The organism is Bradyrhizobium vignae, assembly GCF_900324035.1.
In the GTDB taxonomy this organism is placed as follows: domain Bacteria; phylum Pseudomonadota; class Alphaproteobacteria; order Rhizobiales; family Xanthobacteraceae; genus Bradyrhizobium; species Bradyrhizobium vignae.
In genome coordinates, this window is the sequence record NZ_LS398110.1 from 17,553 (window position 1) to 35,902 (window position 18,350).

Here is an 18,350-nt window from a genome sequence, read left to right on the forward strand (position 1 = left end):
CGGGCGATCCAGTACTCCGACACGTCAGTGATTGAATCGATGGCTGCGGCGTATTGGATGCCCCGGTCCCGGCTCCGCCAAGCTACGCCGGGCCTACACGCGCTCGGCCGGCGAAGCTTCAGCGAAGACGGCAAGCCGGGGCATGACAGCGGAATTTGAGGAGCGACCTTTGCCGCGACGACGATGCGAAACCCTGCTAGGCTCCCGCTCAACAAAGTCAAAAAGGAGTCCACCCATGAGCTGGCAGCCCTCGAACGACCCCGTGCTCGGCGATCCCATGTCCTGCGATGCGCTCGATCTGGTCATCGTGCCTCGCACGCGCGATCTCGGCGACGGATTTGCGGTGCGGCGCGCGCTGCCGCATGGCAAGCGGCAAATGGTCGGGCCCTTCATCTTCTTCGACCATTTCGGCCCGGTCCAGTTCGTCTCCGGCAAGGGCATGGACGTGCGGCCGCATCCGCATATCGGGCTTGCCACCGTCACCTATCTGCTCGACGGCGCGATCATGCATCGCGACAGTGAGGGCAACGTCCAGGAGATCCAGCCTGGCGCGATGAACCTGATGACGGCCGGGCGCGGCATCGCGCATTCCGAGCGCACGCCGGATGCACAGCGCGCCTCGGGCCAGAAGATGCTGGGACTGCAAAGCTGGATCGCGCTGCCGGCCGGATCGGAAGAGATCGCGCCGTCGTTCCAGCATTATGCGGCGGGCGACTTGCCTATGATCTCCGAGCGCGATTTTACCGCACGCGTGATTGCGGGCTCGTCCTTCGGCATCGCCTCGCCCGTGTCGATGGTCTCGCCCTGGTTCTACACCGAAGTCACGGCGGTCGCGGGCGCGACGGTGCCGCTCGACCCTGATCATGAGGAGCGCGCGATCTATCTGGTTGACGGCGAGGTCGAGATCGCGAACGAACGTTACGAGGGGCCGCGGCTCCTGATCTTCCGACCCGGCGATCGCATCACCGTGAAGGCGCTCGAGGCGACGCGGATGATGTTTCTCGGCGGCGATGCATTGGAGGGCCCGCGCCACATCTGGTGGAATTTCGTCTCCTCCAGCAAGGAGCGGATCGAGCAGGCCAAGCAGGACTGGAAAACCGGCCGCTTCGCCGCAGTTCCGCAGGAACACGAGTTCATTCCGCTGCCGGAATAGGCTAATCCGGTTTCCGGCTGCGCCATCCGGCGCGTCCGGACTCTCTGCCCGAAGGCCATGTCTGCAAAGACTTGCCTGCAAAGACTTGCCTGCGAAAGATCTGCCGATGACCACCATGCTCTCCAGCGACCTGCCCCTGCCCAAGATCGGACGCGGCAAGGTGCGCGATATCTACGCCGTCGATGATGACCGCCTGCTGCTCGTCACCACCGACCGCATCAGCGCCTTCGACGTGGTGATGGGCGAGACCATTCCGATGAAGGGCGCGGTGCTGACGCAAATCAGCGCGTTCTGGTTCAATGAGCTCGAGGGAGTGGTGCCGCATCACATGATCAGCGCCGATACCGACGAGATCGTTGCGGCCGTGCCGGCGTTGAAACCGCATCGCGCCGAGATTCTCGGCCGCGCCATGCTGTGCAAGCGGACCACCGTGTTTCCGATCGAGTGCGTGATCCGCGGCTACCTCTCGGGCTCCGCCTGGAAGGAATATGCCGCCAGCGGCACGCTGGCGGGCGAGGAGCTGAAGGCCGGCCTCGTCGAGAGCGAGAAGCTGGAGCCGGCGATCTTCAGCCCGGCGACCAAGGCCGAGACCGGCCATGACGAGAACATCACCATCGCGAAGATGCGCGCGGTGGTCGGCGACGAGGTTGCCTACACGCTGGAGAGCATGACGCGGGCGATCTACACGCTCGGCGAGGAGCTCGCCCGCGAGCAAGGCATCATCATCGCCGACACCAAGTTCGAGTTCGGCCGCGACAAGGACGGCCGCATCATCCTGATCGACGAGGTGATGACGCCGGATTCCTCGCGCTTCTGGGCTGTCGATTCCTACAAGCCCGGCCAGCCGCAGGCGAGCTTCGACAAGCAGCCACTGCGCGACTATCTCGACGTCGAGCGCCGCGCCGGCCGCTGGAACGGCGACGCCCCGCCACCGCCACTGCCGGCGAGCGTGGTCGAGGCGACCAGCAAGCGGTATCTGGAAGCGTATCGGCGCGTGACGGGCAAAGAGCTGAAGATTTAGGTCCGGCTGTCGTCACTCACTCCTTCATTGCGAGGAGCCCTTGCGACGAAGCAATCCAGGCTGTTTCCGCTCGCGGATTTACGAATCCGTGGAGCCGCCCAATGCGGCCGCCATCCAGCACCGCCATTTCGATGCCTGTGGCAGCGGGTGTTGTAGCCCCCGGCGCTGCCAGCCTCCAGCCGAACAAGACCTGATCGTGATGCGCGTTCACGGGACCTGCGAGCGTGAAGCGCAGGTCCGGGACCCTCGCTTGCAAGGCTTCCACCAAGTGTTCGATTGCGTTCTTTCCTGCGACCGAGTCATTCGGATCGATATAGGCGCAGGCATCGTTGAAGACCGAATCGATCAGCCGCCGGCGTTTCCCGGCATCTCGTTCGTTCCACACCGCGATGTAGTCCTGAACGAGTTTTGTCACCTGCGCGCTCATGTTACTTTCTTTCCATATCCATGCCGTGCCACCTACGAAAGTGTGTCACGAACCATCGTGTCCAGGCTGCTCGCGGTGACGCCCAGCAGTTTCTCGGTCTCCCCGGCATCGAGCAGAAGCGGCTTTTCGAACAGATAGGCCATCTCGATCCCTTCGCCGAAGCCGATGCGTTCCAGATCGGTCGCGGTGAGCCGAAGCAAATCCGGAACGTCAATCTTCAGCGCGACCGCGAATCTTCGCACGAGCTCGCGCACGGACGCGGACTGCGACGGCACGTGAAAGGCGCGGCCCCATTCTCCGGTGAAGCGCGACGCCGCGATCAGCGTCCTCGCCGTGTCCTTGGTGAACGTCCAGGCGTGGGCCACATCGGGATCGCCGAGGAAAGATACCGGCTCGTTCCTGAGCAGCGACGGCAGGGCCAGCAGCGAGAAATACGCAACCGCATCCTTGCCCAGATAGTCGCTCGCGCGGACTTCGATGGCGGGAACGTTCGATCGCAACGCACGCTGCCACATGATGTGCCGGGTCGTGCCCTTGCGGCTGGTCGGGTCCGGCTCGAGCTCCGGAGTGAGAGGACTAGCGGCCGCGGCGCCATAGCCATAGACATTCCCGACTACGAGCAGTTTGGCGCCAACCTGCTCGGCCGCCTTGACGGTTCCGTCCATGATCGGGAAGAAATCGGTTGGCCATCGATGATAGGCCGCCATAGCGCACATGAAGATCGCATCCGCACCCTTGCCGAGAGCCGCCAGTTTCGCGGCGTCGGTGGCGTCGCACGAAACCGTTCGGACGTCTCCGGCATCGAGCGATCCGGCATTCCTGCTGGTCAGGATGACACTATGCCCTTCCTCCGCCAGAAGGCGCGCGGTTTCGCGCCCGACAGGGCCGGCTCCGACGATCACGTAATGACTCACTTGGCATCCTCATTGTCACGAATGACGGATGAGTTCTTTGCCGTCGGCGCGGTTGAAAATCGCGCACGATGCGCCAAATATCGAACACGTTCCGCCAAGATCTGGAGCCCGGCCCATGCGAGCGAGACCGAGTTCGGCGCCAACATCAGCCGGCGTCGCCGCCGCTGCCAGGCGGACCGAGCCTGATGCCGTTGCGCTCGAGCCGATCGGCGACCATCGGATCATCATCCATCTCAGCCCCGCGACGCGCTCGTTATGCATCGAGACCGGGGACGAGTTCCTGCGTCAGGCCGGCGACATCGATGTGATTCCCTCTGGTGCGTTCGGCGGCTTCGTCGCCGAGACACCCTACCAGTCGCTTCAGATTCGGCTGGCGCCGAGCATGCTCGACCATGCTGCAGCAAGGAGCCGGCAGCCGGCATCTGCCCGCCTCGCGCATCATCACATGCTGCGGAATGACCGCATCGTTCTGCTTGGACAGGCCCTCGAAAGCGACATCAGGGCAGGCTCGCCGAGCGGCCCGCTATTTGCCGAAAACGTTGGCATGGCCCTGGCGGTCGAATTGCTCAACCTGGCGAACGATCCGCCAGGTGACCCCATCCGCCTCTCGGACGCGCAGCTCCAGAGAGTCCTCGCCTATATCGACGCAAATCTCGACCAGCCGCTCACCATTGACATTCTCAGCCGCGAGGCCGGCGTCAGCAACTCACATCTGCGGACCTGGTTCAAAGCGGCGATGGATGTCACGATCCATCGCTACATCCTGAGAAGGAGAGTGGAGCACGCACGTCGGCTTCTCCTTCAAGGCAACCGCAAACTAAGCGATATTGCCGCCGAAGCCGGCTTTGCCCACCAGTCTCATCTGGCGAAATGGATGCGGCACGAGCTCGGATATAGCCCCAGCGAACTGCGTCGAAGCAGGAATTGATCGAGCGAGGCCCCTAGACCCCGCCATCATCGCGTATTTGATCTCGACATACTCTTCCATACCGTGACGCGAGCCTTCGAGGCCAAGGCTGCTTTCCTTGACGCGGAGGCGCTTTGCGCGACCCTGCGATATCGCCTCCATTGATCCAGATCAAACCGGGAGCCAACGATAAGAGAAAGCTGATCACCTCGGCTTGATACAACAACGAGGGAGATCGCCATGACGCTGGTCGGCACCAAGCGAATGTTACTTTTTGCAGCCGTCCTGAGCTGCGGAATTTTCGGCTCGACCAACTGGTCAAACGACGCCGGCATCGCGCTCGGCGTTCCGAGCGTTGAAGCCAGGGTCGGCCCGCCGGCAACCCCCGTGAGCGTTGCTGGCGTCGCCCGTCGAACCACGCGACGCGCGGTCGTGGGGGGAGCGGCGGTGGGTGCGGCGGCTGCCGGCGCGGCATGCGTCCGTGTCTATGTGAACGGCGCCTACGTCTGCCGCTGATGCGATTCGCGCCGGCACACTCAAATCGCCGGCGCGCATCTCGATTGCCGCTTAGACCCCCGCCATCATCACGTATTTGATCTCGACATATTCATCCATGCCGTGATGCGACCCTTCGCGGCCCAGGCCGCTTTCCTTGACGCCGCCGAAGGGGGCGACCTCGGTGGTGATGAGGCCGGTGTTGACGCCGACCATGCCAGACTCCAGCGCTTCGGCGACACGCCAGACGCGGCCGAGATCGCGGGAATAGAAGTACGAGGCGAGGCCGAACGGCGAGGCGTTGCACATCGCGATGACGTCGGCCTCGTCCTTGAAGCGGATCACGGGTGCGAGCGGGCCGAAGGTCTCCTCCTGCGAGACCAGCGAGTCCGGCTTGACGTCGGCGAGCACCGTCGGCTCGAAGAAGGAGCGGCCGAGCTCGCTGCGCTTGCCGCCGGTGACGACCTTTGCGCCGCGCTTCACCGCGTCGGCGATATGGCGCTCGACCTTGTCGACCGCCTTCATGTTGATCAGCGGCCCTTGCGTGACGCCGCTCTCGGTGCCGTCGCCGATCTTCATCGCCGCGACCTTCTTCGACAGTTTCTGCACGAACTCGTCGTAGATCCTGTCCTGGGCGTAGATGCGGTTGGCGCAGACGCAGGTCTGGCCCATGTTGCGATATTTCGAGACGATCGCGCCTTCGACCGCGGCATCGATGTCGGCGTCGTCGAACACGATGAACGGCGCGTTGCCGCCGAGCTCGAGGCCGAGCCGCTTCACGCCGACCGAGGCCTGCTGATAGAGGATCTTGCCGACCGCGGTCGAGCCGGTGAAGCCGACAAAGCGCACCGCCGGATGCTCGCACAGCACCTTGCCGATCGGCGGCGCGTCACCGGTGATGATGTTGAGCACGCCCTTGGGGATGCCGGCCTTCTCGGCGAGCACGGCGAGCGCCAGCGCCGAGAGCGGCGTCTCGTTGGCGGGCTTGAGCACCACGGTGCAGCCGGCCGCCAGCGCCGGCGAGACCTTTCGGGTGATCATGGAGTTCGGGAAATTCCACGGCGTGATCGCGCCGCAGACGCCGATCGGCTGCTTGATCGCGAGCAGGCGCGCATCGGGCCGCTGCGTCGGGATGGTCTCCCCATAGACGCGGCGAGCTTCCTCGGCGAAGAACTCGATATAGGCGGCGCCGATATCGACCTCACCCAGCGCCTCGGTGAGTGGCTTGCCCTGCTCGGAGGTGAGGATCAGCGCGAGATCCTCGCGGTTGGCGACGATCAGCTCGAACCATTTGCGCAAGATGTTGGAGCGCTGCTTGGCGGTGTGCTTGGCCCAGCCCGGAAAGGCGCGCTGGGCGGCTTCGACCGCCCTGGTGGTATCGTCAGCACCAAGCTGCGGAACCTTTGCGAGCTCGACGCCGGTGGCGGGATTATTGACGGCAAAAACCGGCGTGCCGACCCAGGCACCGTCGATGTAGCAGGCCTCCTTCAACAACGAGGGGTCCTTCAACCGGTCGCGCAGGGAGGCGGTGGCTTGCGGGGCACGTGCAGCGGCAGTCGAGGTCATGGCGTTACTCCCTGAGACGATCGGATCGGCCCGGAATATAGGGACAGGTGGCGCGCAATGCACCGCCCGGCAACGCACATCTGCCGGGAATTATACTGAGAGCCGTGGGTCCCTTGCCTCTCCCCCTGTTCAGACCGGGGAGAGGTGCGGCGTCGCGATCGAGCAAGCAGTCAGGCCGCGCCGCTGATATAGGTCTCGCGGCGACCGATCATGCGCTCGGCCGCGGCCTTGGCGTCCGCCTTCGTGGAGGTCGCGCATGTCCGGTATTCGAGATCAGGCACATGAGAGGTATCCCGACGGCCGAACCAGGATTTTGAGCCGACCGGCAGCAGCGCCAGCGCCTGCGCCAGATTGTCGACGGCGCCGAAGGAATAGAGTGCGCCGGTGCCGGCGATGCGGACCTCGTAAATGCCGGGCGAAATCGGCGCCTCCAGGTTCTCGCCGCGCCCCGGACGGGGATAGCGCTTCCATTCGCTCCAGGTCGAAATCATCTGAGGTCCCCCTCGCCGCCCATCTGCGGCCGGCAACATTTTGCATCAAGTCTTAATCGGCCCATGGATCGGACCGGGTGCTGAACGCGGCAGCTCGCGAAATGTTTCAGGTGTCCGAAAACTCACGAAACATACGCCTGCAGCCCGTCTCAGGTGAGAGCGAATTCCGGCAATCCACCACAGATTGTGAGGGCGCATCACCGTTCAGCCCGTTGTCGTCCTGCGTGGGACCAAGACCGTCAAGTCACGACATCGCGACCGGCGCAGGACCATAGATGCGCTGGCCGCGCCGGGCATGCAGGAGGACAATCGATCACTTCCAACAATAATCAAACCCTAGGAAACCCCATGCAAAGCCAAGCACAGTCCCGGCCATCCAAGTCTTAGCGGCGCGAGACGTGGCACGTGGATGCCCGGGACAAGGCCGGGCATGACGACCAAGCATGAAGCGCGAGCATCGATCCACATCGCAATGACGGGGAACGAGCCGCGCCTTAAGCCGTCAACCCGCGCTGCTGCGCGAGCTCCTTCAGCGATACAAGCGGACGCGCGCCGATGTGCTGGATCACTTCGGCGGCGGCAAGCGCGCCGAGCTCGCCGCACTGCTTGTAGCCGAAATTGCGCGCCAGGCCGTACAGGAAGCCTGCAGCGAAAAGATCGCCAGCGCCGGTGGTGTCGACCACCTTGTCGACCGGGGAGGCGGGCGCCGCGATGGCGTCTTCCGACGACACCACCATGCAACCCTTCTCGCTGCGGGTGACGACGCCGAGATTGACGTCGTTGCGCAGCTGCTTCAGCGCGGTGTCGAAATCCGAAGTCATGTAGAGCGAATGCAGCTCGGACTCGTTGGCGAAGACGATGTCGACCGTGCCGTTGCGCATCAACGAGAGAAATTCGTCGCGATAGCGGTCGACGCAGAACGAATCCGACAGCGTCAGCGCCACCTTGCGCTTGGCATCATGTGCGATCTTGGCCGCCTTGACGAACGCATCCTTGGCGTTCTCGGGGTCCCAGAGATAGCCTTCGAGATAGACGATGGCGGCGCCGGCGATCTCGGCCGGGTCGATGTCGGCGGGCGACAGGTCCTGCGCCGCGCCGAGATAGGTGTTCATGGTACGCTCGCCGTCGCCGGTGACCAGGATGTAGGAGCAACCGGTGGCGGGGCCATCCTTGGCGGCGGGCGTGTTGAAGGCGACGCCGGCGGCACGGATGTCGTGCACATAGAGATTGCCGATCTGATCGTCCTTGACCTTGCCGACATAGGCGGCGCGTGCCCCCAGACTGGCGATGCCGACGATGGTATTAGCGGCAGATCCGCCCGAGACTTCCGTGGCCGGGCCCATGTCCTTGTAAATGGCCGCCGCACGCGCCTCGTCGATCAGCGACATGCTGCCCTTGGTCATGCCATGCTTGGCCAGAAAGGCCTCGTCGGTCCTGACCAGCACGTCAAAGAGCGCGTTGCCGATGCCGAGAACGTCATATTTCACGTCAGCCATTCACCTTGATCCTGTTTGGCGGATTGCGATCCCTGCGGAAATCCGCTTCCTGTCGGCCTGAAAATCTGAGCTCGCGGCCTATCACGACCGGGCCTTGGCGGGCAAGCAACGGTAATCTCGACGGCAATGATCCGCTCCTTCCTCACCGTGTCGACGGGAACATTGGCCTCGCGGCTGCTGGGTTTTGCCCGCGATTCCCTGATCGCGGCACTGCTCGGCACCGGCGCCGTGGCGGACGCCTTTCTGGCGGCATTTCAGCTCGTCAACGTGGTACGCCGGCTGCTCAGCGAGGGCGCGCTGAACGCGGCGCTGATCCCGGCCTGGCTGCGCGCCCGCGATCGCGACGGGGCCGCGGCCGCATCGGCATTCGCCGGACGCGTGCTCGGCACGGTTAGCGCCGCTCTGATCGCGATCTCGATCGTCATTGCGCTTCTGATGCCGGTGATCATCGCGGTCATCGCGCCGGGATTCCTTGGCAGCGGCACGCTCGATCGCGCGGTGGAGAACGCGCGGCTGATGCTGCCTTATCTCGCCTTCGCCGGTCCCGTCACTGTGCTGATGGGGCTGCTCAATGCGCAGGGCCGCTTCGCGCTGACGGCGTTCTCACCGCTGCTGTTCAACATCGCGCTGATCGCCGCGATCGCGGCGCTGCTCGTCTGGCATGCTGACGCCAGTTTCGCTGCGTGGATCCTGGCGGCCACCGTCGGCATCGCCGGCCTGCTGCAGCTCCTGATGCTGCTGTCGCAGCGAAGCGCGCGTCTTGCGACGCCGCTGCGCGCCAGTTTCGACAAGGAGATGCGCGGCTTCTTCGCCAAGGCGATCCCCGGCATGATCGCAAGCTCGGGCCCGCAATGGCTGATGGTCGCGGGCGCGATCATCGCCTCGGCGACGCCGTCCGCGGTGTCCTGGCTCTATTTCGCCAACCGCTTGATCGAGCTGCCGCTCGGCATCGTCGGCGTCGCCATGGGCACGGTGCTGGTGCCGGAGCTGACGCGCTCCGTGAGTAGCGGCGATCGCGACGCGGTGGCGCATGCCGAATCACGCGCGCTGGAGCTTGCGACCGGGCTGGCGCTGCCGGCGACGCTCGGCCTGATCATGCTGGCGGAGCCGATCGTGCGGCTGTTGTTCGAGCATGGCGCCTTCGGCGCGGAGGACAGCACCGCCACCGCGCATGCGTTGATGTGGCTGGCGCTGGGCCTGCCGGCGCATGTGCTGATCAAGGCGCTATCGCCAGCGTTCTATGCCCGCAGCGACACGATGACGCCGCTGCTCGCAACCGCGATAGGTTTCGTGGTCGCTGTGGTGCTCGCGCTGCTGCTCGGCCATGTCTTCGGCGCCAGCGGGATTGCGATGAGCATCGCGGCCGGCGCCTGGAGCAGCGCACTTTCGCTGCTCCGGAAGGGCACGAGCGAGTTCGGCTTCTCGGTCGATGCGGCCGCCCGCACGCGATTGCCACGGATCGTGCTGGCCGCGATCGCCATGGGGGCCCTGCTCTGGCTGACCACGGGTCTGGTGCCTGTCGAGACCCATGGCGTCATCAAATTCGTCGCGCTGGGCGTGCAGATCGCCGCCGGAATCGCCGTCTACGGCCTGCTGCTGCAAATCCTCGGCGCAGCCTCCTGGCGCGAAGCGGTTAACGCCTTGAAACGACCGGGTCGTTAGAGCGCTCGGCGCCGGCCTCTTCACCTCTCCCGATGGGAGAGGTGGAATTGCCCTTGACGGGGGAGCGCCGCTGTTGGAAACGACGGCCGTGTCTTCCAGGAAAGCTGACCATGCCATTCGTTGAACGGGTCTTTTCGGGCGTCCAGCCGACGGGCAATCTGCATCTCGGCAATTATCTCGGCGCGATCGTCAACTTCGTGAAGATGCAGGAAACCCACAACTGCATCTATTGCGTCGTCGACATGCACGCGATCACGCAAGGCGTCGACGTCTGGGGCGGACCGGCCGAGCTCACGCGCAACACCCGCGAGGTCACAGCGGCGTTCATCGCGGCCGGCATCGATCCCAAGAAGCACATCGTGTTCAACCAGAGCCAGGTCTCGGGCCATGCCGAGCTCGCCTGGATCTTCAACTGCGTCGCGCGCATGGGCTGGCTCGGCCGCATGACCCAGTTCAAGGAGAAGGCCGGCAAGGATCGCGAGAATGCCTCCGTCGGGCTGTTCGATTATCCCGTGCTGATGGCGGCCGACATCCTGCTGTATCGCGCGACCCACGTTCCGGTCGGCGAGGACCAGAAGCAGCATCTCGAGCTCTCGCGCGATATCGCGCAGAAGTTCAACAACGATTTCGGCGATTCCATTCGCGCGCAGGGACACAATGACGGCCTGTTCTTCCCGCTGCCGGAACCGTTGATCACGGGCCCGGCGACGCGCGTGATGAGCCTGCGCGACGGCACCAAGAAGATGTCCAAGTCGGATGCCTCGGACAATTCGCGCATCAACTTGACTGACGATGCCGACACCATCGCGCAGAAGATCCGCAAGGCGAAGACCGATCCGGAGCCGCTGCCGACGGAGGAAAAGGGCCTGGAAGCGCGCCCCGAAGCCGACAATCTCGTCGGCATCTTCGCCGCGCTCTCCGGCCGCTCCAAGGCCGACGTGCTCAGGGATTTCGGCGGCGGCCAGTTCTCCAGCTTCAAGAACGCGCTGGCGGAGCTGTGCGTCACCAAGCTCGCGCCGATCGCCGGCGAGATGAAGCGCCTCGTCGCCGACCCCGGCCATATCGACGCGATTCTGAACGAGGGGTCCGACCGCGCGCGCGCGATCGCCGACGAGACGATGAAGCTCTCCAAGGACATCGTCGGCTTCATCCGCCGGCGCTAGGCGCCGAGGTGCCGGCCGCGCTTCCTCTCCCCAAGCGGGAGGGAGTGTGGCAGCATGCGGCCATGCGCACGCCGGGACATGCATGACCAGCAAGCGACTTTGCTACGAGCCGGGTCACAAGCCCAAATGCCTCGTCGTCGTCGACGACAGCGCCGAATGGGATCGCGCGGTCTATTACGCCAGCCGCTGGGCGATCCGCGCCGGCGGCGGGGTGGTGATGCTGCGCATCATCAAGCCCGAACCGCAGAGCCAGGAATGGCTGGGGGTCGCCGATATCATGCGCGCCGAGGCGCAGGAGGCAGCGGAGGCCGCGCTCGACCGTGCCGCCGGGAGAGCCAACGGCATCGCCGCGATCACGCCGGAACGGGTGATTCGGGAAGGCGCCGCGATGGAACAACTGCTCGCGGTGATCGATGAGGATCCTGACATCGCCGTGCTGGTGCTGGCCGCCAATCCCGGCGCCGAGGGTCCCGGACCTCTGGTCACGCTGCTCGCGCATGAGCTGGGCACGTTTCCCGTGCCGGTGACGATCATCTCGGGCGCGCTAAGCGACCAAAGCGTGGATTCGCTGTCGTAGCCGGTGTGCGCCTTTCGCCTCTCCCCGCAAGCGGGTGCCAGCGGCGAGAAGGGAAGGAGAAGCCTAACCTACTGATCTAATAAGGAAATGCACTCCAACCCCCTTGATCGTGCGTTCGCCGTTGCCATCTGCTAGGGATAGAGCACGCGCCGGCCTTGAACCGGCGACGTCTGGAGAAAACCATGTTCATTCAAACCGAAGCCACCCCCAATCCCGCCACGCTGAAATTCATTCCGGGCCGCGTCGTGGTCGAGGGCACCCCGGTGGAGTTTTCGAGCCGCGAAGCCGCCGGCCGTTCGCCGCTCGCCGAAAAGCTGTTCGACGTACCCGGCGTCACCGGCGTGTTCTACGGATCGGACTTCATCACCGTGACCAAGGCGAGCGGTGAATGGCAGCAGCTCAAGCCCGCGATCCTGGGTGCCATCATGGAGCACTACATGTCCGGCGCGCCGCTGCTTGCCGACGGCACGGCCACGAGCGACGTCGATCTCGACGACGAGGACGAGTTCTTCGACGAGGCCGATGCCGAGACGGTCGACATGATCAAGGACCTGATCGAGACCCGGGTGCGGCCGGCGGTCGCCAATGACGGCGGCGACATCACCTTCCGCGGCTTCAAGGACGGCATCGTCTATCTCAACATGAAGGGCGCCTGCTCCGGCTGCCCATCATCGACCGCGACGCTCCAGCACGGCATCCAGAACCTGCTCAAGCACTTCGTGCCCGACGTGGTCGAAGTCCGGCCGATGTGAATTGCGCGGTCTGCGCACCGATTTTTCTCCGTCATGCCCGGGCTTGTCCCGGGCATCCACGTTTTTGAGGCTGCAAAGTCGTGGATGGCCGGGTCAAGCCCGGCCATGACGGCAAGAAGCTTGGGCATCATCCGATCGGCAATGCTATGATCAGGCCATGCTGATCCTTGCCATCGATACTGCGCTGGAAGCGTGCGCGGCCGCCGTGCTCGACACCGAGGCCGGCCAGCTGCTCGCGCAGGAATCGCTGCTCATGAAGCGCGGCCATGCCGAGGCGCTGATGCCGGTGATCGCGCGCGTAATGCAATCCGCCGATCTCGCTTTCACCTCGATCGACCGCATCGCGGTCACCGTCGGCCCCGGCAGCTTCACCGGCTTGCGCGTCGGCATTTCCGCGGCGCGCGGCCTTGCGCTCGCAGCCGGCAAGCCGGCCGTGGGGTCGACGACATTGTCGGCCTATGCGGCCGCCGTCGTCTGCCAGCGCAAGTCGGCACCCGTGATCTCTGCAATCGATGCACGGCACGATCACGTCTATTTCCAGATCGTCGCCGGCGACGGCAGCCAGCTGGTACGGCCGGGCGTCGCGTCCATCGACGAGGCGATCGCGGCCTCGCAATTCGGTGCGCCGCATCTGGTCGGCAATGCCGCCAAGATCCTCGCCGATCGCTGGCCGAAGGATGGACCGCAACCTGTTGCGGTCGACGCGCAGCCCGCGCCCGACATCGGCTGGGTCGCATGGCTCGGAGCCGCAGCCGATCCCGAGACGAACCCGGCGCGGCCGTTCTATCTGAAGGCGCCCGACGCAAAGCCGGCCGCAACTCCGCCGCTCGCCCAAGCCGCGAGCTCGTGATGAGATGGCTGTCGGAATGGTGGCGCGGCGGCACGGCCGCCGTCGAGCCGGCTTCCATGCACGATGCCGCACGGCTGGCGCAGCTGCACGGCGCCTCCTTCGCGCGCGGCTGGGGCGAAGGCGAGTTCGAGAGCATGATCAGCGAGCGCAACACGCTGGTGCATCGCTTGCGTCTCGGCCGCAAGACGATCGGCTTTGCGGTGTCGCGGATCGGCGCGGACGAAGCGGAAATCCTCTCGATTGCGGTGGACGGGGCCTATCGCGGCCGCGGTCTCTCCCGCACGCTGCTGATGACCCATCTCGGCCACCTCGCCGGGCGCGGCGTGCGCACAATATTTCTCGAAGTCGAGGAAAATAACCAGCCGGCGCGGCGGCTCTACGCCGGATGCGGATTCGTGGTGGTCGGACGCCGCGATCGCTACTATAAGCAGCCTGACGGGGAACAATTGAACGCCCTTCTGATGCGACGTGACTTGTCGTAACATTGGTGACAGAAAGCCCCGCCAGGCAGACAACGCTATGACCACACTGAAATCCTCCTCTGCATCCAAGGCGTCCGATATCGAGTCGCGCTGTGCCGCCACGGGTATGCGCATGACCGAGCAACGCCGCGTCATCGCCCGCGTGCTCGCGGAAGCGATCGATCATCCCGATGTCGAGGAACTGTACCGGCGCTGCGTTGCGGTCGACGACAAGATCTCGATCTCGACCGTCTATCGCACCGTGAAACTGTTCGAGGATGCCGGCATCATCGAGCGTCACGATTTCCGCGAGGGCCGCGCGCGCTACGAGCAGATGCGCGACAGCCATCACGACCATCTCATCAATCTGCGCGACGGCAAGGTGATCGAGTTCACCTCCGACGAGATCGAGAAGCTTCAGGCGGAGATCGCCCGCAAGCTCGGCTACAAGCTCGTCGATCACCGGCTCGAGCTCTATTGCGTCCCGCTCGACGACGACAAGCCGACGAATTGATTTAGTGCCCATCGACCTCATCATCTTCGACTGCGACGGCGTGCTCGTGGACAGCGAGGTGATCTCCTGTCGCGCGCATGCGGATGTGCTGACGCGCCACGGCTACCCGATCACATCGGATCAGGTGTTCGAGCGCTTTCTCGGCCGCTCGACGCGCCAGGCCAATCTCGAGATCGAGACCGAACTCGGCCGCAAGCTGCCCGAGGCCTATCACGGCGATCTTCAGGACGAGCTGTTCCGCTCGTTCGAGGCCGACCTCGAAGCGATCCGCGGCATCCATGATGTGCTCGATGTCGTCACCCAGCGCGTCTGCGTCGCCTCGAGCGGCTCGCATGAGCGCATGCGCGTGAGCCTGGGAAGCACCGGTCTCTACGAACGCCTGGCGCCGAATATCTTCTCGGCCTCGCAGGTGAAGAACGGCAAGCCGGCGCCGGACCTGTTCCTGTTCGCGGCGAGCGAAATGGGCGTGCCGCCCGAGCGCTGCGTCGTGATCGAGGACAGTCTGGCCGGCATCGCCGGCGCCCGGGCGGCCGGCATGGCCGTATTCGGCTTCTACGGGGGCAGCCATTGCCGCGACGGCTACGCCGAGACGTTGCGCGAGGCCGGCGCCGACCTGCTCTTTGCCGACATGCACCAGCTGCCGGAGCTGGTCCGGCGGGTCGAGACGGACGTCCTGGCGGGCTGATTGTTGTCGTCTTGCCGTCATTCCGGGGCACGCGCGACGCGCGTGAACCCGGAATCCGGAGGTTTTGGCGCGGGATTCCGGGTTCGCGACTGTGCTGCGCCCCGGAATGACGACCTAAAAGCCCGCATTCGCTGGATTTCCGCCTCTCCAGCCTATATCTGAGGGCCGTCCTCCACCTCAATTTCGGGTTCCATGTCGCCGCCGCGCAAGCTGCACATCAAATCATATGGATGCCAGATGAACGTCTACGATGCCCAGCGCATGGTGGATACGCTGGCGCCGGAAGGATTCGTGGAGACGGCGAGCGCAGAGGATGCCGACCTCGTCATCCTCAACACCTGCCATATCCGCGAGAAGGCCTCGGAAAAAGTCTATTCCGAGCTCGGTCGGCTGCGCCTCGCCAAGGACGAGGCCGCGCGTGGGGGCCGGACGATGCAGATCGCGGTCGCGGGCTGCGTGGCGCAGGCCGAGGGCGAGGAGATCGTGCGCCGGGCGCCTGTCGTCGACGTCGTGGTGGGACCGCAGAGCTACCATCATCTGCCGGAGCTCTTGAAGCGCGCCGGCGACGAGGGCCGTGCGATCGAGACCGAGTTTCCCGCGGCCGACAAGTTCGGCTTCCTGGCCCAGCCGAAGCCCGATGCGATCCGCGCGCGCGGCATTTCCGCCTTCGTCACGGTGCAGGAAGGCTGCGACAAGTTCTGCACCTTCTGCGTCGTGCCCTACACGCGCGGCGCGGAAGTCTCCCGCCCCGTAGCGAAGATCGTCGAGGACGTGAAGCGGCTCGCCGACAACGGCGTGCGCGAGCTCACCTTGATCGGGCAGAACGTCAACGCCTATCACGGCGAAGGGCCGGACGGAAAAATCTGGCCGCTCGGCCGGTTGCTCGAACATATGGCGGCGATTCCCGGCATCGCGCGGCTGCGCTATTCGACCAGCCATCCCCGCGACGTCGACGACAGCCTGATTGCGGCCCATCGCGATCTCGGTGCCCTGATGCCGTTCGTGCACCTGCCGGTGCAATCGGGCTCGGACCGGATTCTGGCAGCCATGAACCGCAAACATACCGCCGATGATTACCGCCGCGTCATCGACCGTTTCCGCAGTGCACGCCAAGACATTGCTTTTTCATCGGATTTCATCGTCGGCTTCCCTGGCGAGAGCGAGCAAGATTTTCGCGCCACTCTCGCGCTTGTCACGCAAATCGGCTACGCTGCGGCCTATTCGTTCAAATACTCCGCCCGGCCGGGAACGCCGGCCGCGGACATGCAGGAGACGGTGTCCCCCGCCGAGATGGACCAGCGATTGGAGCGGCTCCAGGAACTGATCGACAGCCAGCAATCGGCCTTCAACAAGGCCGCGATTGGCTCAACGGTCGACGTGCTGTTCGAGCGTCCGGCGCGCAAGGAAGGCCAGATCGTGGGCCGCACCGCCTACCTGCAGCCCGCCCATGTGATGGCATCAATCGACATCATCGGACAAATCCTGCCGGTGCGGATCGACAGCCTCGAGCGCTACAGCTTTCTCGGTGAGCTCATGACGCCGCATGGCGCGCGCGAGCCCGCTTTATCGCAAGCCACTGGAGCCTGAACCCTTGCCAAAAAGCGCATCGGATTCGTCTTCGTTCGCTCCCAGCCGCAAATTTGACCGCGACATGCAAGTTCCGCCCGAAACCCAGGTCGTCATCGATTTCGACGACAACCGCGCCGCTTCCGCGCTGGTCGGCCCGTACGGCCAGCATCTGGCGCAGATCGAGCGGCGGCTGGGCGTGATCGTCGATTCCAAGGGCAACCACATCACCATCGGCGGCACCCGCGACGGCTGCGACGCCGCGCGCCGCGTGCTGGAGATGCTCTACACGCAAGCGGTGAAGGGGCAGGATCTCGACCAGGGCGAGGTCGAAGGCGCAATCCGCGCCGTGATCGCGCAGGGCTCACTGTTCGAGTTCGACGCCAAATCGGCCAAATCGACGTTCGACAGCATCAATCTGCGCAAACGCCCGGTGCGTGCGCGCACGGCTGCACAGGACTCCTACATCCGCGCGCTGAAGCGGCATGAGCTGGTGTTCGGCATTGGTCCCGCCGGCACCGGCAAGACCTGGCTCGCCGTCGCCCATGCCGCGCAGCTGTTCGAGCGCAAGGAGGTCGATCGCATCATCCTGTCGCGTCCGGCGGTGGAAGCCGGCGAGCGGCTCGGCTTCCTGCCCGGCGATCTCCGCGAGAAGGTCGATCCTTATCTGCGGCCGATCTATGATGCGCTCTACGATCTCATGGATGCGCGCATCGTCGAGCGCGCGCTGCAGACCGGAGAGATCGAGATCGCGCCGCTCGCTTTCATGCGCGGCCGCACGCTGACCAATGCCGCCATCATCCTGGACGAGGCCCAGAACACCACGTCGATGCAGATGAAGATGTTCCTGACGCGTCTCGGCGAGAACAGCCGCATGATCGTGACAGGCGATCCCTCGCAGATCGACCTGCCCAACGGCCAGACCTCGGGCCTGGCCGAGGCGACCCGCCTCTTGAACGGCGTCGAGGGAATTGCCCAGGTTCATTTCAAGGCCGAGGACGTGATCCGCCACGAACTGGTGGCGCGGATCGTCGCCGCCTACGAAGGGCCGCCGCAGCGGCCGGCCAGCGGTCAATCCTGACGAGGCAACACCGGACCCAAAGGGCGCGAACACGGCGCCTTTCGTCCCAGACAGCACAATGTCCCATCCCAATCTTCCCATGACCGAGGTCCTCGTCGTCGCCGATTGCTGGCAGCGCGAGCCTGATTCCGAAGCGGTGATCCAGCGCGCCATGGCGGCCGCCGCCGAGAGCGTCGAAGACGACGTTGCCGACGCCGAAGTGGCTGTGATGCTGACCGATGACGCCGGCATCCGTGCCCTCAACAGCAACTGGCGCGGTATCGACAAGCCCACCAACGTGCTCTCGTTCCCCGCGCTCCAGCCGGAAGGCGAATGGAAACCGGGCGATGCGCCGCGCATGCTCGGCGACATCGCCATCGCCTATGAGACCACGCGGCGCGAGGCGGACGAGGAAGAAAAGCCGTTCGACCATCATTTGAGCCATCTCGCCGTGCATGGATTCCTGCACCTGATCGGTTACGACCATGAGAACGACGGCGACGCCGAGGAGATGGAAGCGCTCGAACGTGAGATCCTAGCTCATCTCGGCATACCCGATCCCTATGCAGACCGCCCGGGGACGCATTGAG

The 18,350-nt window shown here is 64.8% G+C and carries 20 protein-coding genes; 15 read left to right on the forward strand and 5 right to left on the reverse strand.

The window, feature by feature from the left end:
• Positions 1-235: 235 nt before the first annotated feature.
• Positions 236-1,153 carry a pirin family protein gene (locus BRAD3257_RS00070; protein ID WP_122400114.1) on the forward strand — a complete coding sequence of 306 codons (918 nt, stop codon included), beginning with the start codon at positions 236-238 and terminating at the stop codon, positions 1,151-1,153.
• Between the two features lie 106 nt (positions 1,154-1,259).
• Positions 1,260-2,174: a phosphoribosylaminoimidazolesuccinocarboxamide synthase gene (locus tag BRAD3257_RS00075; protein WP_122400115.1), complete on the forward strand. Its 915-nt coding sequence runs from the start codon at positions 1,260-1,262 to the stop codon at positions 2,172-2,174.
• Between the two features lie 16 nt (positions 2,175-2,190).
• On the opposite strand, the gene BRAD3257_RS00080 is transcribed toward BRAD3257_RS00075, so the two are convergent.
• Positions 2,191-2,601: a nuclear transport factor 2 family protein gene (locus tag BRAD3257_RS00080; protein WP_122400116.1), complete on the reverse strand. Its 411-nt coding sequence runs from the start codon at positions 2,599-2,601 to the stop codon at positions 2,191-2,193.
• A 32-nt stretch (positions 2,602-2,633) separates the two neighbouring features.
• Positions 2,634-3,515, reverse strand: coding sequence for an NAD(P)H-binding protein (locus BRAD3257_RS00085; protein WP_122400117.1), 882 nt, complete (start codon positions 3,513-3,515; stop codon positions 2,634-2,636).
• 304 nt (positions 3,516-3,819) lie between these two features.
• Between BRAD3257_RS00085 and BRAD3257_RS00090 the strand changes: the two genes are divergently transcribed.
• Positions 3,820-4,443: a helix-turn-helix domain-containing protein gene (locus tag BRAD3257_RS00090; RefSeq protein WP_160118741.1), complete on the forward strand. Its 624-nt coding sequence runs from the start codon at positions 3,820-3,822 to the stop codon at positions 4,441-4,443.
• Positions 4,444-4,662: 219 nt separating this feature from the next.
• The gene (locus BRAD3257_RS00095) at positions 4,663-4,938 is read left to right on the forward strand and encodes a hypothetical protein (RefSeq protein ID WP_122400119.1); all 276 of its coding nucleotides are present in this window, start codon (positions 4,663-4,665) and stop codon (positions 4,936-4,938) included.
• Positions 4,939-4,989: 51 nt separating this feature from the next.
• Here BRAD3257_RS00095 and BRAD3257_RS00100 read toward each other — a convergent pair whose 3' ends face one another.
• The 3 genes from BRAD3257_RS00100 to BRAD3257_RS00110 form a co-directional block, all read right to left on the reverse strand.
• Positions 4,990-6,483, reverse strand: coding sequence for an NAD-dependent succinate-semialdehyde dehydrogenase (locus tag BRAD3257_RS00100; RefSeq protein ID WP_122400120.1), 1,494 nt, complete (start codon positions 6,481-6,483; stop codon positions 4,990-4,992).
• Between the two features lie 170 nt (positions 6,484-6,653).
• The gene (locus tag BRAD3257_RS00105; RefSeq protein ID WP_122400121.1) at positions 6,654-6,974 is read right to left on the reverse strand and encodes a hypothetical protein; all 321 of its coding nucleotides are present in this window, start codon (positions 6,972-6,974) and stop codon (positions 6,654-6,656) included.
• Between the two features lie 494 nt (positions 6,975-7,468).
• The gene (locus tag BRAD3257_RS00110; protein ID WP_122400122.1) at positions 7,469-8,470 is read right to left on the reverse strand and encodes an adenosine kinase; all 1,002 of its coding nucleotides are present in this window, start codon (positions 8,468-8,470) and stop codon (positions 7,469-7,471) included.
• A gap of 126 nt (positions 8,471-8,596) precedes the next feature.
• On the opposite strand from BRAD3257_RS00110, the gene murJ reads away from it, so the two are divergent.
• The 11 genes from murJ to ybeY all read left to right on the forward strand — a co-directional run bounded on the left by murJ (position 8,597) and on the right by ybeY (position 18,349).
• The gene (gene murJ / locus BRAD3257_RS00115; RefSeq protein ID WP_122400123.1) at positions 8,597-10,132 is read left to right on the forward strand and encodes a murein biosynthesis integral membrane protein MurJ; all 1,536 of its coding nucleotides are present in this window, start codon (positions 8,597-8,599) and stop codon (positions 10,130-10,132) included.
• 110 nt (positions 10,133-10,242) lie between these two features.
• Positions 10,243-11,295, forward strand: coding sequence for a tryptophan--tRNA ligase (gene trpS, locus BRAD3257_RS00120; RefSeq protein WP_122400124.1), 1,053 nt, complete (start codon positions 10,243-10,245; stop codon positions 11,293-11,295).
• A gap of 82 nt (positions 11,296-11,377) precedes the next feature.
• A complete protein-coding gene (locus BRAD3257_RS00125; protein ID WP_122400125.1) occupies positions 11,378-11,872 on the forward strand; it encodes a universal stress protein in 495 nt (164 codons plus the stop codon).
• Between the two features lie 182 nt (positions 11,873-12,054).
• Positions 12,055-12,624, forward strand: coding sequence for a NifU family protein (locus BRAD3257_RS00130; RefSeq protein ID WP_122400126.1), 570 nt, complete (start codon positions 12,055-12,057; stop codon positions 12,622-12,624).
• 157 nt (positions 12,625-12,781) lie between these two features.
• Positions 12,782-13,474 (forward strand): tRNA (adenosine(37)-N6)-threonylcarbamoyltransferase complex dimerization subunit type 1 TsaB, encoded by a 693-nt coding sequence (gene tsaB, locus BRAD3257_RS00135; protein ID WP_122400127.1) that lies wholly within the window; start codon positions 12,782-12,784, stop codon positions 13,472-13,474.
• Entirely contained in the window at positions 13,471-13,956 is a 486-nt protein-coding gene (rimI, locus tag BRAD3257_RS00140; protein ID WP_122400128.1) for a ribosomal protein S18-alanine N-acetyltransferase, read from the forward strand. Before tsaB ends, rimI begins: the two co-directional genes overlap by 4 nt.
• A gap of 37 nt (positions 13,957-13,993) precedes the next feature.
• Entirely contained in the window at positions 13,994-14,449 is a 456-nt protein-coding gene (locus BRAD3257_RS00145; RefSeq protein WP_027572387.1) for a Fur family transcriptional regulator, read from the forward strand.
• Between the two features lie 4 nt (positions 14,450-14,453).
• Complete coding sequence (locus tag BRAD3257_RS00150; RefSeq protein ID WP_122400129.1) at positions 14,454-15,134, forward strand: HAD family hydrolase; 681 nt, start codon at positions 14,454-14,456, stop codon at positions 15,132-15,134.
• Positions 15,135-15,326: 192 nt separating this feature from the next.
• Entirely contained in the window at positions 15,327-16,721 is a 1,395-nt protein-coding gene (gene miaB / locus BRAD3257_RS00155) for a tRNA (N6-isopentenyl adenosine(37)-C2)-methylthiotransferase MiaB (protein ID WP_122400130.1), read from the forward strand.
• A 64-nt stretch (positions 16,722-16,785) separates the two neighbouring features.
• The gene (locus tag BRAD3257_RS00160; RefSeq protein WP_122400131.1) at positions 16,786-17,781 is read left to right on the forward strand and encodes a PhoH family protein; all 996 of its coding nucleotides are present in this window, start codon (positions 16,786-16,788) and stop codon (positions 17,779-17,781) included.
• Positions 17,782-17,839: 58 nt separating this feature from the next.
• A complete protein-coding gene (gene ybeY, locus BRAD3257_RS00165) occupies positions 17,840-18,349 on the forward strand; it encodes an rRNA maturation RNase YbeY (protein WP_122400132.1) in 510 nt (169 codons plus the stop codon).
• Position 18,350 lies beyond the last annotated feature (1 nt).

Excerpts from the sequence above, each read along its gene's own strand:
- BRAD3257_RS00070 (WP_122400114.1), top strand. The coding sequence starts at position 236 with ATGAGCTGGCAGCCCTCGAACGACCCCGTGCTCGGCGATCCCATGTCC.
- BRAD3257_RS00075 (WP_122400115.1), top strand. The coding sequence starts at position 1,260 with ATGACCACCATGCTCTCCAGCGACCTGCCCCTGCCCAAGATCGGACGC.
- BRAD3257_RS00080 (WP_122400116.1), bottom strand. The coding sequence starts at position 2,601 with ATGAGCGCGCAGGTGACAAAACTCGTTCAGGACTACATCGCGGTGTGG.
- BRAD3257_RS00095 (WP_122400119.1), top strand. The coding sequence starts at position 4,663 with ATGACGCTGGTCGGCACCAAGCGAATGTTACTTTTTGCAGCCGTCCTG.
- BRAD3257_RS00100 (WP_122400120.1), bottom strand. The coding sequence starts at position 6,483 with ATGACCTCGACTGCCGCTGCACGTGCCCCGCAAGCCACCGCCTCCCTG.
- BRAD3257_RS00105 (WP_122400121.1), bottom strand. The coding sequence starts at position 6,974 with ATGATTTCGACCTGGAGCGAATGGAAGCGCTATCCCCGTCCGGGGCGC.
- BRAD3257_RS00110 (WP_122400122.1), bottom strand. The coding sequence starts at position 8,470 with ATGGCTGACGTGAAATATGACGTTCTCGGCATCGGCAACGCGCTCTTT.
- murJ (WP_122400123.1), top strand. The coding sequence starts at position 8,597 with ATGATCCGCTCCTTCCTCACCGTGTCGACGGGAACATTGGCCTCGCGG.
- trpS (WP_122400124.1), top strand. The coding sequence starts at position 10,243 with ATGCCATTCGTTGAACGGGTCTTTTCGGGCGTCCAGCCGACGGGCAAT.
- BRAD3257_RS00125 (WP_122400125.1), top strand. The coding sequence starts at position 11,378 with ATGACCAGCAAGCGACTTTGCTACGAGCCGGGTCACAAGCCCAAATGC.
- BRAD3257_RS00130 (WP_122400126.1), top strand. The coding sequence starts at position 12,055 with ATGTTCATTCAAACCGAAGCCACCCCCAATCCCGCCACGCTGAAATTC.
- tsaB (WP_122400127.1), top strand. The coding sequence starts at position 12,782 with ATGCTGATCCTTGCCATCGATACTGCGCTGGAAGCGTGCGCGGCCGCC.
- BRAD3257_RS00145 (WP_027572387.1), top strand. The coding sequence starts at position 13,994 with ATGACCACACTGAAATCCTCCTCTGCATCCAAGGCGTCCGATATCGAG.
- miaB (WP_122400130.1), top strand. The coding sequence starts at position 15,327 with ATGTCGCCGCCGCGCAAGCTGCACATCAAATCATATGGATGCCAGATG.
- BRAD3257_RS00160 (WP_122400131.1), top strand. The coding sequence starts at position 16,786 with ATGCAAGTTCCGCCCGAAACCCAGGTCGTCATCGATTTCGACGACAAC.
- ybeY (WP_122400132.1), top strand. The coding sequence starts at position 17,840 with ATGTCCCATCCCAATCTTCCCATGACCGAGGTCCTCGTCGTCGCCGAT.